Source organism: Bradyrhizobium sp. 613_E4_N2_2, assembly GCF_052075995.1.
Taxonomy (GTDB): domain Bacteria; phylum Pseudomonadota; class Alphaproteobacteria; order Rhizobiales; family Xanthobacteraceae; genus Bradyrhizobium; species Bradyrhizobium barranii.
In genome coordinates, this window is the sequence record NZ_CP197234.1 from 2,753,170 (window position 1) to 2,766,556 (window position 13,387).

The window sequence follows — 13,387 nt, forward strand, 5'->3', positions numbered from 1 at the left end:
TTTTTATGGTCAATGATTAGTTAATGCAGCCATTGGACTTGCCGGTTCCCGCTAATTCTCTCTTGAGTGATTTCGGATACGCCTCAGGACTGGCTGTAATGCGGGACTGAGGATCGTGATGCTGGGCAGAGTTGGAATGCGGTGCGCCTTCGTGGCCGCGCTGATCCTGGGTACGGCCTCGTTCGCATCTGCCGCGGACGATGGCATCTGGTCAGTCAGCAAGTCCTCCGGTGAGGTCTGGCTTGCCGCCAACGGCGCGCAGCCTGTGTCATTGACCCAGGAAGGGACGCTGAGGGCCGGTGATACCATTCGCACCGGACGCAACGGACGCGTGCTGCTCGTCCGCGGCGAGGAATCGATTTTGATCTCCCCGAACTCGGTGGTCGGTTTGCCGGCCGAGAAGAAGGAAGGGCTCTCGACCACCATCATCCAGCAAGCGGGTTCGATCCTGCTCGAGGTCGAGAAGCGCAACGTCAAGCATTTCGAGGTCGAGACGCCGTATCTCGCCGCCGTGGTCAAGGGAACGCAATTCAGCGTCACCGTGAATGCTGGCAGCACCAAGGTCGGCGTGCTCCGCGGCCAGGTTGAAGTCTCCGACTTCAAGTCCGGACAGATCGCACAGGTCATGCCGGGACAGGCCGCCACCTCCTTTGAGCACGGCAAGCCCGGCCTCAGCCTGAGTGGTGCCGGCACCTTCAATCCGATCGAGCACGGCAAGCCGCGCGCCTCGACGATCGAGCGAGTCCCGGTGCCGAAATCGGGCCTGTCGGCACCGCGCAATGCGGCGAGCGGCCACGCGATCCATGCGCTCGGTCCGATCGACAAGGGGACCAAGGCGGCCGGCGCGCCGGCGCAATCGCATCAAGCGGCCGGCAGTCAGACGCCCAAAGGCGGCGTCGTGCGCATCTCCAGTTCGCTCGGCGAGGTCAAGCTGAACGTCCACAAGGTCACGAACGGGCTCGCCCACGGCGCCGTGACAACGGGGCACGTGCGCAATGCGAACGCCAGCACCGGGACCGAGACGGTGTGGAGCGATACGAAGGCGAGCACGACGACCACGGCCGCCAACAGCTCCAACGTCACGGCGATTACGGTGAGCAGTAGTGCACCCACGGCCAGTGCAACGTCGACGTCGTCAAATACGACGACGACCGTTGCGACCACCGCTGGTTCGACCAGCGATGTATCCGGCGGAAGCTCTGGGAGCGGAAGCAACGGGACTGGTACGACCAGCAACGGAAGCGGCGGCACCGGCAATAATGGCAACAACGGCAACGGGAACAGCGGAAACGGGAATAACGGTAGCAACGGTAACGGCAATCATGGCCACCACTACGGTTGGTATTGGGGCAAAGGCCATCGCTAGGAGCGTGTCGTCGGTATAGGGGAGCGCCAGGCGGCAGGGACCGCCGGTGCAGGGGAGCAAAGTGAAACGTCATCGGCCGCATATTCTCGTCATGATCGCGCTTGCGGTCGTGCTGTCCACGGGGTGGCACGGCGCGCTTCGCAACGCGCTCACCGATCTGCGCTTCGCCTGGCAATCGCGTACGGCCAGCGGCAATGTCGTCGTGGTGGCCATCGACGCACCCTCGATCGACCAGATCGGAATATGGCCCTGGCCGCGCCGGCTCCACGCGGAGCTGTTGCACAGGCTCGAGGCGGCGGGGGCACAGGACGTCGCCTTCGACGTCGATTTCAGCACACCATCGGATCCGGCCTCTGACGAAGCCCTCGTCACCGCGCTTCGGGAGGTCGGCGGTTCGACGATCCTGCCCTCCTTCAAGCAGCCGACGCCGAATGGTGGCACGGTTCACATCAATCGTCCACTGAAGCCGTTCAGCAACCAGTCGTGGCCGGCCGTCGTCAATGTTGCGATCGAGTCCGACGGGCTCGTGCGCCGCTATCCGGTCGGAGAGAAGCTTGGCGATGCAGTGATGCCGTCGATGGCCGTCGTGCTGGCCGGGCAGGATGCCAATCGGCGGCCACCCTTCCTGATCGATTTCGGCATTCGTGCGGCCTCCATCCCAAGTGTCTCCTATTTTGACGTGCTGCGCGGCGATGCCGCGACCTTGGACAAGCTGAGAGACAAGAAGATCATCGTCGGTGCTACCGCGCTCGAACTGGGCGACCGGTTCAGCGTTCCAAACGGTAAGAGCGTCTCTGGGCCCGTCCTCCAGGCGCTCGCGGCAGAATCGATCCTCCAGAACCGGATGCTGCGCTGGACGTCCGATGCCGGCATGATCATTGGCTTGGGCCTGATCTGCCTGGCGATGATGTATTCGTGGCGCCGTTCCGCGCCGGGCGTACGCGTCACCATCCTCGTCGCCGCAGGAGCCGGCGTGGAACTTGCCGCTGCGCTCGTGCAGGCAAGCTGGCCGCTCATCATCGACACGTCGCTGTTTCACATTGCGATCATTGCCTATCTGACCGCGATTGCACTCGACGAGATCGATTTCCGTAGTCTCCTGGGACGTATCGCCGAGAGCCGCTTTCATCGTATCGCGATGTCGCTCGGCGACGGTCTGATCTGCACCGACGAGGATCACCGGATCACGGTGTGGAATCCGGGCGCCAGCGCGATCTTCGGTTACATGCCGACCGAAATGATCGGGCGGCCGTTCGAAACGCTCTGTGCGGAGCCCGCCGGCGGTGGCGCAAAGGCATTTGCCATGCGCGATGCTGCGCGCCAGGCGCTGTTGGTGCCCGGCGGTGCCGTCGTCGTCGAGTTCCAGGGGCGGCGGAGGAACGGCGAGACGTTCGCGGTCGAAGCGAGCTTTTCGGGCTGGCAGGGCACGGACGGCTTCCAGTACGGAGCGATCCTGCGCGACATCTCGGTCCGCAAGCGCGAAGCCGAACGCGTCAGGTATCTCGCCGAACATGACGCGTTGACCGGTCTTGCCAACCGCAACTTGCTGCATGCAAGCCTCGCCAATCTGATCGCCGCGGCGGAGCGGCGATCGTCCGACGTCGCGCTGCTCGTGCTCGGCCTCGATGGCTTCCAGCAGATCAACGACATGCTTGGACATTCGGCCGGCGACCTCGTGCTGCGGGCCGTCGCGGAGCGCCTCCGGACCAAAGTCGATGGCAAGGCGGTCGTCGCCCGGCTCAGCGGCGACGAGTTCGCCATCGCGCGTGATTGTACGGAGGCTGGCGAGCCGATTGTGGAGTTTGCCGAGCGGATCGCGCGCGCGTTCGAAACGCCGCTCGCAACGGGCGCGCGCCAACATCGCGTCAGGATCAGCATCGGCGTCGCCGTCTATCCGGAAGGCGGGCACAACGCCGACGATCTTCTCGGCAATGGTCATCTGGCGCTGAGCAAGGCAAAGATGACGCGGCGCGGCAGCCACGTGATCTTCGAGAGTGCGATCAGGCAGGAGCTGGAGAACCGGCTGACATTGGAGAGCGAACTGGCGCTTGCCGCGGATCGCGGCGAGTTCGAACTGTTCTATCAGCCACAGGTTCGGCTGGTCGACGGCAGCCTGCTCGGGGCCGAAGCGCTCATCCGTTGGCGGCATCCCGTGCGCGGCTATGTCTCGCCCGGGGAATTCATGCCGGTGGTCAACACCTCGTCCCTGTCCGAGCGGATCGCGAACTGGGTGATGGAGACCGCCTGCCGGCAGGCGCGAGCCTGGGAATTGTCCCGAAACAGCGTGCGCGTCGCGATCAACCTCTCGCCATCGCAGCTCGAGTCCGGCGACCTCGCGCATTCCGTTGCGGGGTTGCTCGCGGAGACGGGGCTCACGCCGTCGCTGCTCGAGCTCGAAGTCACCGAGGATATCCTGCTGCATGACGAAAGCCGCGTGCTCGACATGTTCGAGCGGATCCAGCAGCTTGGCGTCCGCGTTCTGTTCGACGACTTCGGCACGGGCTATGCAAGCCTGAGCTATCTGAAGAAGTTTCCGCTCGACGGGCTCAAGATCGACCGGTCGTTCGTGCTTGACCTGCTCGCCGATTCCGACGACGCCGCGATCGTCGGCTCGACCATCGGTCTCAGCAAGCAGCTCGGGCTCACTGTCGTGGCGGAGGGCATCGAGAACCGTGCCACGGCCGACTTTCTGGTCAGCATGGGATGCGAGGAAGGGCAGGGATATTTCTTCGGCCGGCCGATGCCTGCCGAGGCGTTCGAGAGGCAATTCCTGCCGGCTGAACTCGAAGCCGTCAGCGCGGCCTGAACCGCTTCAACTCCGATCGCTAGCGCCGGCGTGCAATTGCCACGCCAAAGAGGAAGGCGACGAACAGACTGGCCAAGGGCGCTTCGCGCGTGATTGCCGCGACCGTCGCGAGCGGCCGGCCGGGTTTTCGTGCTTCGTCGATTGCGGCAGTGAGGCGATCCACCGCGGCGTGCAGGCCGCCTGCCACCTCGCCGATGGTGCGGGACACGTCGGTCGCTGCGTCGACATGTCCGTGCTCAAGATCGCGACCTCCCGAATTGGCGAAGAGCTGGAGGCCGGCACCTTTGGCTATCCGCGCGTGCGCTCGTTTTGAACAGCGGGTCGAGAGACCTTTGGCTATCCGCGACAGGCGCCGTTTTGAACGGCGGATGCCGGCCCTGTAAACAAAATGCGGCGTTCGGGAATTTGTTCCGGGCGCGCGAGCTCTTTCGTCCCGTAATCCCGGGAAACGACGGATGCGAATCTCTGTTAGGCTGGCGGAGGCTTGCTGATCTCAGGAGATTGCCGTGACCGATCGGATCATGACGGATCAAGGCCGGCGCATCGCCTTGCTCGGCGCGCCCATCGACATGGGCGCTTCGCAGCGCGGCACCTTGATGGGCCCCGCAGCGCTGCGCACCGCCGGCCTTGCGCCACTGCTCGAAAGCCTTGATTTCGAAGTTGTCGACTACGGCGATCTCTCGGTGGCGGAGGTCAGGGACCTCGCTGACAGGCCGCCCGAAAAGGCCAATCACTATCGCGAAATCCAGCGCTGGACGCGCCTGCTGAGCCGCAGAGGCCATGAGATCGCACAGACCGGCGCGTTGCCGATCTTCCTCGGCGGCGATCACACATTGTCGATGGGCTCGGTGAATGCCATGGCGCGCCACTGGCAGGAGCGCGGACGCGAGCTGTTCGTGCTCTGGCTCGACGCCCATGCCGATTACAACACGCCCGAGACGACGATCACCGCAAACATGCACGGCATGTCGGCGGCGTTCTTGTGTGGCGAGCCCGGCCTCGACGGATTGCTCGGCGATGATCCGCGCGCCTCGATTGATCCCGACAGGCTGGACCTGTTCGGCGCGCGTTCGATCGATAAGCTCGAAAAGGAATTGATGCGCACACGCCGGATCAGGGTTGTCGACATGCGCCAGATCGACGAGTTCGGCGTCGCCGTGCTGATCCGGCGCGTCATCGAGCGCGTCAAGGCGTGCGATGGCGTGCTCCATGTCAGCTTCGATGTCGATTTCCTCGATCCGTGTGTGGCGCCGGGGGTCGGCACCACGGTGCCGGGCGGAGCGACCTATCGCGAGGCGCATCTGATCATGGAGCTGCTTCATGATTCCGGCCTGGTCGGATCGGTCGACATCGTCGAGCTCAATCCGTTCCTGGACGAGCGCGGTCGCACCGCGCGCACTGCGGTCGAGCTGATCGGCAGCCTGTTCGGACAGCAGATCACCGACCGCCCGACGCCGAGTAACGCGATCGCTCCGGGCGAGTGAAACTGAGAGCTGTCTTGCATCGCGAAGAACGGAATGACTGTTGCGGCTGGCTGATCTAGACCAGTCCTGGTCGAAATCGCCTGTTTTTGAAATAGGTGCGGATTGCAAACGCCCTTTGCGGAGGGTTTGATGCGGGTCGCGCTTCAGCCGAGGATCCGCAATGAGCAGCACGATCGACGCCGCGGGAAAATCCGCGAGAACAACACGCCGTCGCTTCCTGCAAGGCGGCACCGCGGTGGCGGGCGGCGCCGTTCTGGGCGCTGGTGCGTCGGCCGCGGCGGAGACGGACAACCTTCCGCCCAACATTCCCGAATGGATGAAGGCGCCGGGCGAGCCGATGGGAGCCCAGCCCTATGGCGCGCCGTCACCGTTCGAGAAGGGCGTCGTCAAGAACATCTCGAAGACTCTCAAGCAGTACATATCGGCCTCCAGCCGGACGCCATTGCAGGAGCTCGACGGCATCATCACGCCGAATGGACTGTTCTACGAGCGGCATCATGGCGGTGTTCCGACCATCGACCCGGCGCAGCATCGGTTGATGATGCACGGCCTCGTCGAGCGGCCTCTGATCTTCACGATGGACGATCTCAGGCGCTTCCCGTCGGAGTCGCGCATCCACTTCCTCGAATGCTCCGGCAATCCCGGTTACACCAAGCCCTATGGCAAGACGGCATCGGACCTCGTGGGTCTGGTGAGTTGCGCCGAATGGACCGGCGTGAGCCTGAAGCTGGTGCTCCAGGAGGCCGGATTGAAACCGGACGCCAAATGGGTCGTCGCCGAAGGCGCTGACGCCGCCGCGCTGACGCGCAGCATTCCGATCGAGAAATGCCTCGAGGACGCCCTTCTGGTCTACAGCCAGAACGGCGAGCGGTTGCGTCCGCAGCAGGGCTATCCCTTGCGGCTGTTTCTGCCGGGCTTCGAAGGCAATATGAGCGTGAAGTGGCTGCGCCGCCTGCACGTGACCGCGGAGCCCATTTATTCGCGCGAAGAGACCTCGAAATACACCGATCTCTTGCCCGACGGCACGGCGCGCGAGTTTTCCTTCTACATGGAAGCGAAGTCGATCATTACGCGCCCCTCGGGCGGTCATCGCCTGAGCGCGCCCGGCTTCCACGAGATCACCGGCATCGCCTGGAGCGGACATGGCAAGATCAAGCGCGTCGAGGTTTCGGTCGATGACGGCAGGAGCTGGCAGGACGCGCGATTGCAGGAGCCGGTGTTGACGCGCGCCCTCACGCGCTTCCGCCTGCCTTGGCAATGGGACGGCAAGCCAGCCGTGATCCAGAGCCGTGCCGTCGACGAGACCGGCTATGTGCAGCCGACGCTGGCGGAGCTGCTCGCGGTGCGCGGCGAGAACTATTTCTACCACAACAACGCGATCTGGCCCTGGCGCATCGCGGCCGACGGCGAGGTGACCAATGCGCTGGCGTGAGACCTGCGGCGTTGCCGTCGCAATCGCGCTGGGTGCCTTCGCGAGCGAAGCGCAGGCGCAAAGCCCTTACGGCATCGGTCGCCCTGCGACGGCTGCGGAGATCGCGGGCTGGAATATCGATGTCGGACGTGACGGCCGCAATCTGCCGAAGGGAGGCGGTTCGGTCAGCCATGGGCGCGAGGTGTTCGCCCAGCAATGTGCTTCGTGCCATGGCGATAAAGGCGAGGGTGGCCTGGGTGACCGGCTCGCCGGTGGGCAGGGCACGATCGCAACGGCCAAGCCGATCCGCACCGTCGGCAGCTATTGGCCTTATGCGCCGACGCTGTTCGATTATATCCGCCGCGCCATGCCGCAGAACGCGCCGCAGTCGCTGAGCGACGATGACGTCTATGCGGTGTCCGCCTATATCCTGAACCTGAACGGGCTGGTGGGAGCCGATGCGACACTCGATGCCAAATCGCTTTCGGCTGTCAAAATGCCGAACCGCGACAGCTTCGTCGGCGACGCGCGCCCGGACGTGAAAAAGTGATCGCATCGGGACGATCGGTTCCGCGCAGTGGCTCAGAACTTGCTTAAGCGAAGGGCGGAACTCGCAGGATGCGTTTGAGTTAACCCGCGAGAGGAAACAGCACGGGTCCTTCGATGACAACACATCGCTTCGCAAACTCCATGTCCTCGGCGCTTCGCCATCCCGGCGTGATCGCGCTGATCGTGGCCGGCTTGACGATTGCTGCGATGGTGATCGTCGATCACGGGCCGTGGAACCGCGCCAAGACTCAGCCGGCTCATGTTGCGATGTATGCGACGACGGGCGAGGCCGCACATGCCGCCGGCGCCAAGGTGCTTCCCACCGCACCGAAGTCGCCGGTCGAGCCGGAGCGGCCGGGGCCGAAGACATCTCCGACCGTCAACCCCGTGACGCCGTAATACGGTTCATCAGCGTGCCGGCCGTGCTCGCCGCCTTCGTCGTCGTCGCGTCGCAGATCTTGGCGCCGCAGATCTTGGCGTCGCAGGTCTCGGCGTCGCTGTCGCCGGTCTGGTCAGCCGATCGCGGACGAGCCGAGCAGAGCGAGGACGGCCAGCGCCATGATCGCGGTGCCGAGCCAGCCCAGCGCGACCAGCCGTGAGCGGGCCTTGAAGCGGCCCATGATCGCACGGCTCGAGACGATCAGCATCATCATGGCCATGACCGGCACGGCAACGATGCCGTTGAGCACCGCGCTCCATACCAGCATGTGAATCGAGTCGATGCCGGTGAAGCCGAGACCGAAGCCGATGATGGTTGCGGCCGCGATGATGGCGTAGAAGCCGACCGCCTTTTCCGGCTTCGCCTCCAGCGTGGCGTGCCAGCCGAAAGTCTCAGCAACGGCGTAAGCCGCCGAGCCCGCGAGTACCGGGATCGCCAGAAGGCCGGTGCCGATGATGCCGAGCGCGAACAGCGCGAAGGTGAAATCGCCGGCGAGCGGACGCAGCGCTTCGGCCGCTTCCGTCGCCGAGTTGATCCTGGTGATGCCATTGCCGTTCAGCACGGCCGCCGTGGTCAGGATGATGAAGAAGGCGATGCTGTTGGAGAGCAGCATGCCGACGATGGTGTCGGCCTTGATGCGCGCGATTTCAGGGGCGCCCCCGGTTGGAAGGTCGCGCAGCGGCTTGTCGCGCTTGCCCTGGTTCATCTCCTCGACCTCTTGCGAGGCCTGCCAGAAGAAGAGATAGGGGCTGATGGTGGTGCCGAGCACGGCGACGACCATCAGGAAATAGTCGGCGCTGATCGTCGCCTTCGGCCATACCGCGGCGAGCAACGCGGTGCTCCACGGGATCTCCACGGTGAAGGCGGTGGCGACATAGGCGAACAGCGTCAGCGTCAGGAATTTCAGCACCGGCGAATAGCGGCGATAGGGCACGAACACCTGGAGCAGGGTCGAGCCCGCCGCGAAGATCAGCGCGTGCTCGTGATTGAGCCCGCCGATGACCAGCGAGAGCGCCTCCGCCATCGCGGCGATGTCGGCGGCGATGTTGAAGGTGTTGGCGATGACGAGCAGCGAGACGAGCCCCAGCACGATCCAGCGCGGCGCGAGCTGCAGGACGTTGGCGGCGAGCCCTTTGCCGGTGACCCGGCCGATGCGAGCGCTGACGAGCTGAATCGCGATCATGAACGGCAGGGTCAGAAACACCGTCCAGAGCAGCCCGTAGCCGAATTGCGCACCCGCCTGCGAATAGGTGGCGATGCCCGACGGATCGTCGTCGGCTGCGCCGGTGATGAGCCCGGGCCCCAGCCGTTGCAGCAGCCCCGGTCCGGACTTCGCCGATCCTTTGGCGCTGTCGTGCTTGGCGGCGTGCTGCTTCGATCGGTTTGACAGGGGCTGACCTTCCGGCTTCCGGAATTGCGAAGTGTGCTTCAAGCGCGTCATGGCCGCAAAGTTCCTGCGTCGGCCAGCGCCCGCGCCGTCCGCTGACGCCAACGCCCCGTCATCCTTTGACACGTCGGGCAAAACACTTGTAGAGTGATACCATCACAGAGATCGTCGAGCCCGCACCGTCACCGGTTGCGGGCTCTTCCTTTTCCCTCCGTTCAAAACGGTCGCCAGCCTCTCGCGCGAGAAGATGTCGCCGACAGTCGGCCGATCCCTGGACACGGAAGCCGTCGGCGATCAGGCAGCACCTGCTCGGCTGTCCGCTGTCGCGCGGCACGGTTTGATTCTCATGCCAGTGGCGTCCGCCGACCGGTGGGGTTATCGTTGCTGTGATTCGCGCCTTCCGAAAACCTGGAACCAAAGCTGGATGAGCGCGTTGCGGTGCCGCTTGACGGGCCGTTCCAACCCGCCCCGGCAGCAAAGTCACGGTGCGGTCCTGCCTTGCCCAAGGCCGGGCCGCGCGCCGTACGAGCAAAGAATTTGCAACGACAAGAGGGGGCACATTTGGCCGCCGATCTGGTTTTCAGAATTGCAATTGTCGGGCTGTTTCTGTTTTCAGCGGTGCTCGCTTCCATGCTGTGGCTGAACGTGTGAGCCTCGACGCGTGAGCTCCGACGTATGGTCTCGTCCTGCCGTTTGGAACGGCCGGTCCATGGTGGCGTTTTGCTCTTCCATGAGGGAGGACACGCGATGGACAATCTGACGAAGCGCGGGCAACCGGACCGCAGCAAGATCAACATGCACGAGGCCTTCGAGGTCAAGTACTGGACGCACGCGCTCGGCATATCGAAGGAGGAGTTGCAAAAGGCCGTCGACAAGGTCGGCAATTCCGCCGCCGCCGTCCGCAAGGAATTGGCGAGGTAACGCGCCCAATGCATGCGCGCCGACGCGCGTGCCGCTACTTGATGCTGACGAACATGCCCCAGGCGGCGGCCAGCGCGCCGCCGGTGAAGACGACCACCGGGTTGTCGCAGAACGTGCTGCCATAGCTGCACACGTTCGCACCGAACTGGCCGAGCTCGTGATGGCTCGCGGAGTAGAACAGTCCCGACAGCACCAGCAATGCGGCGGCGACGTAATACATCGACGGAATCTCCAGCTTGCCCATGCGCCCTCGCAAGGGACATGTCCCAGCATGACGCGGGGAGATTTCATTCCGCCGAATCCGCTTCGCTGCATTTGGATAAAGTTCGAAGCGTCAGGTAAACGATGCGGTGACGCAAAAAAATGAACGCGGCTCGAGCGTGTGCTCATAAATCCGCGATGTCCGCTTAGCCCCCAAGAGCGGCGCAGAAGCGGATGTTCCATGCGGTCCGGGAAGGGCGAATTCCGGAAGTTAGTCCTCCGATCTAATCCAGATCGGCCGCCTCCGTTGGCGAGCGGCCAAACTCCGTCGACGCAGTTGCAGAGGCGCTAGGCTCATTCGTCTCCAGCTTCTTGACATCGTGCTGTTCAACACGCGTTCGAGAGCGCAAGAGCATCGCCGTTACCCGGCTTCACCGAGGTCGGCCCCGGAGTCGACCGCCTCTTTAAACTCCTTGATTGGCTCCACGGCCAAGGCCACGCCGGGTACCGCCGCAAGGCTATCAAGAATGACATCTCCTGCTTTCAGCACGCCACTGAAGAAACGAAAAAAGCGAGCAAACCACCGCGGTTTCTTTCGCTGCTCCTGCCCATACCTCGCGGTGCCATGATCCAATAGATTTTCACGCGCATGGCGGAAGACGTTCAGTTTGAAAATCAATTGTGGTCCGGTTAGACCCCGGTTCTTGAGCTCGTCTTCTAGGGTCGGTATTGTGTTGGGATCGCTCAGCGCGTTGATTGCGCGATCGAAATTGCCCTTAACGTCGCCCCAAGCGGCGCGCATACTCTCATGGTGCCGGCCCGGAATTATGGAATGAGGGTATTCGACTACGTCCTGGAGCACGTTCTCTACCTGACGTAAAAACTCTGCAAGAAGTCTACGAGCCTCTTCGCCTGAGATTGAATCAGCGTTAGCCATTTTCTGCCCCCACACTCGCCGTTAACAACGATTGGAGAACCGCTTAGGTTGAACCGGAAACCTGACTAGCGCAAGGGACGCGCTTCCGTATTGACTTTATGTTCATGATTTGTTTCTATTTTGCCTTGGGTACTGTCTGTATTTGAGCCCCAGTGTCCTAAGCTGATTTCGCTAGTGTCCTATTTTGGATTTCCGGAAAGCGTTCCGCCAAATGAACACTCGGGCGCCGACTGAAAGTTAACATTCGGCAAGGAACTCCAACACCGCAGTGCTATTGTCCATTCATCACAGAACGGACCGTGGCTTTTGTCTGTGATGAGAACGCCACTTGCGCTCCCGCCTTCCTCTCATGGAAAGGAGCGCGCCATGGCTGAGCGGCGTCGTTTCAAGCAGATCGAATCCCTCGAAGAACGTCTTGCTGCGGAAGCCGGTCGCCTGCGCGAGCAGGCTAAGACTACTCTCCCAGGTATCGAGCGAGAGCATCTACTGCAGAGGATACGCCAGTGCGAGACTGGCTCGCACATGAGCGAGTGGCTAAATTCACCCGGCTTGCAGCCGCCGAAGTGACAGGCCTGCGCAGGTGGACTCCCGAGGAGGAGCGGCAGTTATTGGAGCTTCGCGCTTCAGGCCTACGGTTGGCCGCAGTGGCAGAAAGATTGGTAGGACTGAGGCAGCCGTAATCGGCCGTCTCGCAACAATGAAAGCGAGGCAAGAAGCCACGAAATAGTAAGGCCGCCTCAGTTGGCGGCCTTTTGCGGCGACTTCCATCTCCTTTGCGGTGCACGCGAGAGGGCGGTTAGCTCTGGAGTTATCCGCCCCCCGTTCAAGTGTCCTGATCCGCCTTCGCGGGTGTCAAAGCAAAGGGCCGCTGTTTTGGCAGCGGCCCCTCATGCTTCCGGGTTTCAATAATTCCGAAATGAAAATGCTCTAACCAGCTCCCCGGGTTGCCATTTTTTCCCGGTTAACAAATCCTTGCCATAACAAATGTGAACCAGATCGGTAAATTTCCCAGTGTCCTGATCTGCCAGCAATCCGCATGAACTCAAGATCTCTCGCATTGACTATTTGTTCATGATTTGTTCTTATCGTGCCATCGTCAGGTGGAGATCGGCCGTGGACAATCGCATCAATGAAATCCGCAACATCGTCAGAGCGTTACGCGTCAGCATGCGAGAGGCCGAGGCCATCATGCACGAGCAGATCAATCGCGACGAGGACTGCACCTTCGTGGCGGAAGAGATCATAATGATGCGCGTCGTGATGAGCGGCCTGGTTCAGGAGCGGACACGGCTCGGCGACAGCGAGCCAATTCTCGTGCACAGCCTGTTCGTCCCGCGCCGGCCGCCGGCAGCGCCGCGGACGGGTCTTGCCAAGCGCCGCCTCGTACCGCACGGAATTGAGCAGCAACGGGGCCACGCACGCCCGTGATCATGGATGGACAATCTCAGGCGGTTTCCGGCGCCGTGGGTCATGATCGCGGAAGAGGGGTGCTTCCGAGTCAAGGACGCGAACGGCTTCACGATCTGCTGCGTTCTTCATCGCGATGAGCTGCACTCGTGGGGCTACCAATATGCCCACCAATATCTATCGCGCGACGAGGCGCGACGGATCGCAGCGGCAATCTCGCGATTGCCGGAGCTGTTGAAGCGTCCTCAGTATTGAGCTGTTCGCTTTGCCAGGTCCCCTTTGGAACTTCTTGCTCCAAACTGGAATTAGTTTTGTGGTCGGCCCACCGCCGATGGCCGGCCTGGAATGGCGGCTCCGGCGCCCCCAGCCCCCCGTCCCGCGCCGGGGCCGTTTTCAGGAGTTAGGGCTGGTCCGACAAAAACACCGGGGCAGGCCCTTTGCATCGCCGGGCACCAGGAGATCGTTTTCCGGAGATCGTT

General features: G+C 62.8%; 13 protein-coding genes and 1 pseudogene. 10 read left to right on the forward strand and 4 right to left on the reverse strand.

Annotated features, from left to right (window positions below):
- Positions 1 to 118 precede the first annotated feature (118 nt).
- Both AB7290_RS13010 and AB7290_RS13015 read left to right on the forward strand, forming a co-directional pair.
- Positions 119 to 1,366: a FecR family protein gene (locus AB7290_RS13010; protein ID WP_085405738.1), complete on the forward strand. Its 1,248-nt coding sequence runs from the start codon at positions 119 to 121 to the stop codon at positions 1,364 to 1,366.
- 61 nt (positions 1,367 to 1,427) lie between these two features.
- A complete protein-coding gene (locus AB7290_RS13015) occupies positions 1,428 to 4,172 on the forward strand; it encodes an EAL domain-containing protein (RefSeq protein ID WP_085405919.1) in 2,745 nt (914 codons plus the stop codon).
- A 19-nt stretch (positions 4,173 to 4,191) separates the two neighbouring features.
- On the opposite strand, the pseudogene AB7290_RS13020 reads toward AB7290_RS13015, so the two are convergent.
- A pseudogene (locus AB7290_RS13020) lies at positions 4,192 to 4,398 on the reverse strand (hypothetical protein); the annotation flags it as partial.
- A gap of 280 nt (positions 4,399 to 4,678) precedes the next feature.
- Here AB7290_RS13020 and rocF point away from each other — a divergent pair.
- From rocF to AB7290_RS13040, 4 genes are all read left to right on the forward strand, one after another.
- The gene (rocF, locus tag AB7290_RS13025) at positions 4,679 to 5,656 is read left to right on the forward strand and encodes an arginase (protein ID WP_085405740.1); all 978 of its coding nucleotides are present in this window, start codon (positions 4,679 to 4,681) and stop codon (positions 5,654 to 5,656) included.
- Positions 5,657 to 5,816: 160 nt separating this feature from the next.
- Positions 5,817 to 7,088: a sulfite dehydrogenase gene (gene soxC / locus AB7290_RS13030; RefSeq protein WP_085405741.1), complete on the forward strand. Its 1,272-nt coding sequence runs from the start codon at positions 5,817 to 5,819 to the stop codon at positions 7,086 to 7,088.
- Positions 7,075 to 7,617, forward strand: coding sequence for a c-type cytochrome (locus AB7290_RS13035; RefSeq protein WP_085405742.1), 543 nt, complete (start codon positions 7,075 to 7,077; stop codon positions 7,615 to 7,617). Before soxC ends, AB7290_RS13035 begins: the two co-directional genes overlap by 14 nt.
- Positions 7,618 to 7,730: 113 nt before the next feature.
- On the forward strand, positions 7,731 to 8,015 hold the full coding sequence (locus AB7290_RS13040; RefSeq protein WP_028153026.1) for a hypothetical protein: 285 nt from the start codon (positions 7,731 to 7,733) through the stop codon (positions 8,013 to 8,015).
- A gap of 113 nt (positions 8,016 to 8,128) precedes the next feature.
- On the opposite strand, the gene AB7290_RS13045 is transcribed toward AB7290_RS13040, so the two are convergent.
- On the reverse strand, positions 8,129 to 9,496 hold the full coding sequence (locus tag AB7290_RS13045) for an NRAMP family divalent metal transporter (RefSeq protein ID WP_283808593.1): 1,368 nt from the start codon (positions 9,494 to 9,496) through the stop codon (positions 8,129 to 8,131).
- A 693-nt stretch (positions 9,497 to 10,189) separates the two neighbouring features.
- Here AB7290_RS13045 and AB7290_RS13050 point away from each other — a divergent pair.
- Positions 10,190 to 10,363 carry a DUF3606 domain-containing protein gene (locus tag AB7290_RS13050; protein WP_085405743.1) on the forward strand — a complete coding sequence of 58 codons (174 nt, stop codon included), beginning with the start codon at positions 10,190 to 10,192 and terminating at the stop codon, positions 10,361 to 10,363.
- Positions 10,364 to 10,397: 34 nt separating this feature from the next.
- Here the strand turns inward: AB7290_RS13050 and AB7290_RS13055 are convergent, their stop codons facing one another.
- Both AB7290_RS13055 and AB7290_RS13060 read right to left on the reverse strand, forming a co-directional pair.
- Positions 10,398 to 10,583 carry a hypothetical protein gene (locus tag AB7290_RS13055; RefSeq protein WP_014493715.1) on the reverse strand — a complete coding sequence of 62 codons (186 nt, stop codon included), beginning with the start codon at positions 10,581 to 10,583 and terminating at the stop codon, positions 10,398 to 10,400.
- 402 nt (positions 10,584 to 10,985) lie between these two features.
- Positions 10,986 to 11,501, reverse strand: coding sequence for a hypothetical protein (locus tag AB7290_RS13060; protein WP_085405744.1), 516 nt, complete (start codon positions 11,499 to 11,501; stop codon positions 10,986 to 10,988).
- Positions 11,502 to 11,867: 366 nt separating this feature from the next.
- Here AB7290_RS13060 and AB7290_RS13065 point away from each other — a divergent pair, with 366 nt between their 5' ends.
- From AB7290_RS13065 to AB7290_RS13075, 3 genes are all read left to right on the forward strand, one after another.
- A complete protein-coding gene (locus tag AB7290_RS13065) occupies positions 11,868 to 12,068 on the forward strand; it encodes a hypothetical protein (RefSeq protein WP_085405745.1) in 201 nt (66 codons plus the stop codon).
- Between the two features lie 546 nt (positions 12,069 to 12,614).
- Positions 12,615 to 12,929: a hypothetical protein gene (locus AB7290_RS13070; protein ID WP_085405746.1), complete on the forward strand. Its 315-nt coding sequence runs from the start codon at positions 12,615 to 12,617 to the stop codon at positions 12,927 to 12,929.
- A 6-nt stretch (positions 12,930 to 12,935) separates the two neighbouring features.
- Positions 12,936 to 13,163 carry a hypothetical protein gene (locus AB7290_RS13075; protein WP_085405747.1) on the forward strand — a complete coding sequence of 76 codons (228 nt, stop codon included), beginning with the start codon at positions 12,936 to 12,938 and terminating at the stop codon, positions 13,161 to 13,163.
- Positions 13,164 to 13,387 lie beyond the last annotated feature (224 nt).